Source organism: Sandarakinorhabdus sp. (assembly GCF_041689835.1).
Classification (GTDB): Bacteria; Pseudomonadota; Alphaproteobacteria; order Sphingomonadales; family Sphingomonadaceae; genus Sandarakinorhabdus.
In genome coordinates this window covers 1-1,692 of record NZ_JBDNFM010000099.1, presented here as the reverse complement: position 1 = coordinate 1,692, position 1,692 = coordinate 1, and the positions used below count along the sequence as shown (strand labels likewise).

Below are 1,692 nucleotides of genomic sequence, written 5' to 3'. Positions count from 1 at the left end.
GCCACTTCGCCGCCATCGCAGTTCCAGAACCGCAGCCGGACATCGGCGATTTCGCTCGGCTCGATCAGGATCAGTTGGTCGAATCCGATGCCGGTGTGGCGATGGGCCAGCGCCCGCACCTGCGACGCATGCAGCGCAACCGGCTGCTGGCGCGCATCGAGCACAAGGAAATCATTCCCCAGCCCGTGCATCTTGGTGAAGTGCGTCATGCCCCCGGCGTTAGCCGTTCAGGGCGGCATCCGGCAAGTCATACTCGCCGCGGATCACGGTGCGCGCCGTGCCGCGCAGGATCACGCTGCCGCCATCCACCCGGCAATCGATCCGCCCGCCGCGCGTGCTGGCCTGGAATGCGGTGAAAGCCGGCCGACCGAAACGCCCCGCCCAGAACGGCGCGATCACCGCATGGGCACTGCCGGTTACCGGGTCTTCATCCACGCCGCACGCCGGCACGAACACGCGCGACAGCACATCGGTGTCTTCGCCGGGCGCGGTGGCGATCAGCATCAGGTCAACACCCGGCACCAGCGCCAGGATCGCGCGGAAATCGGGGCACAGCGCGCGCACCTGATCGGGCGAATCAAATACCGCAACCAGATAATCATCGCCGCGCGCCCACACTTCCGCCGGCAACAACCCCAGCGCGGCGGCCACGGCGGATTCCTCCGCTCCGGTCACCGGGCGGTGGGCAGGCAAGGCCGGCAGCCGCATCGCCAGCCGGTCCCCATCGCGTGCCACCGTGAGCAAACCGGCCTGATTGGTAAGGAACCGCGCTTCGTTCAGATCGGGCAGCGCTTGCAGCACAACATGGCCACTCGCCAGCGTTGCGTGCCCGCACAGCGCGACTTCCAGTTTTGGCGTGAACCAACGCAGGCGAAAATCGGCATCCGGCCCAACGTGGGGCACCAGGAACGCGGTTTCGGAAAGATTATTGTCGGCCGCAATGCCCTGCAGCACGGCATCGGCCAACCAGCGATCCAGAAACATCACTGCCGCCGGATTGCCGGTGAAGGCACCGTCGGCAAAGGCATCGACCTGCGAAAACGGCAAACGCATCAAGGGTAAACCAGCCCGAAGCGCCAGCCATCGGTTTCACGCCAATACACTTCGCGCTCGTGCCAGCGGCCATCGCGTGCTTGCCAGAATTCAATCCGTTCCGGCACCACGCGCCAACCGCTCCAGCGCGGCGGCCGCGGCACGTCACCAGGAAAGCGGGCGTCCGTTTCGGTGATGCGGGCCTGGAATGTGGCGCGATTGGGCAAGGGCTGGCTTTGCAGGCTGGCCCAGGCGCCCAGCTGGCTTTCGCGCGGGCGGGTGGCAAAATAGGCATCGGCCTCGGCAGCGCTTACCAGCTGTGCGCGGCCGCCGATGCGGACCTGGCGTTGCAACGATTTCCAGTGGAAATTCAGGTGCACCTGGGGGTTGGCCGCCAGTTCGCCGCCCTTCTGGCTATCAAGATTGGTGTAGAACACAAAGCCGCGCTCATCCCAGCCCTTGAGCAGCACGACGCGCAAACTGGGCGCGGCTTCGGGGGTGGCGGTGGCCAAGGCCATCGCATTGGGATCATTAGGCTCGGCAGCCTCGGCAGCGGCAAACCACTCGGCAAAATGCGTGAACGGGGCAGGGCGGGGCAACAAGCTCATGCCGGTTGGTTAGCTGCACGGCGCAGACCTGTCACCCGCCATATTGTCACCG

At 65.9% G+C, this 1,692-nt stretch carries 2 protein-coding genes and 1 pseudogene; all 3 read right to left on the bottom strand.

What is annotated here, in order from left to right:
* A pseudogene (locus ACESL8_RS04830) lies at positions 1 to 209 on the bottom strand (diaminopimelate epimerase); the annotation flags it as partial.
* Between the two features lie 10 nt (positions 210 to 219).
* Positions 220 to 1,053, bottom strand: a complete 834-nt coding sequence (locus tag ACESL8_RS04825) for a PhzF family phenazine biosynthesis protein (RefSeq protein WP_372916501.1) — start codon at positions 1,051 to 1,053, stop codon at positions 220 to 222.
* Positions 1,053 to 1,640 carry a pyridoxamine 5'-phosphate oxidase gene (gene pdxH, locus ACESL8_RS04820; protein ID WP_372916499.1) on the bottom strand — a complete coding sequence of 196 codons (588 nt, stop codon included), beginning with the start codon at positions 1,638 to 1,640 and terminating at the stop codon, positions 1,053 to 1,055. Before pdxH ends, ACESL8_RS04825 begins: the two co-directional genes overlap by 1 nt.
* Positions 1,641 to 1,692 lie beyond the last annotated feature (52 nt).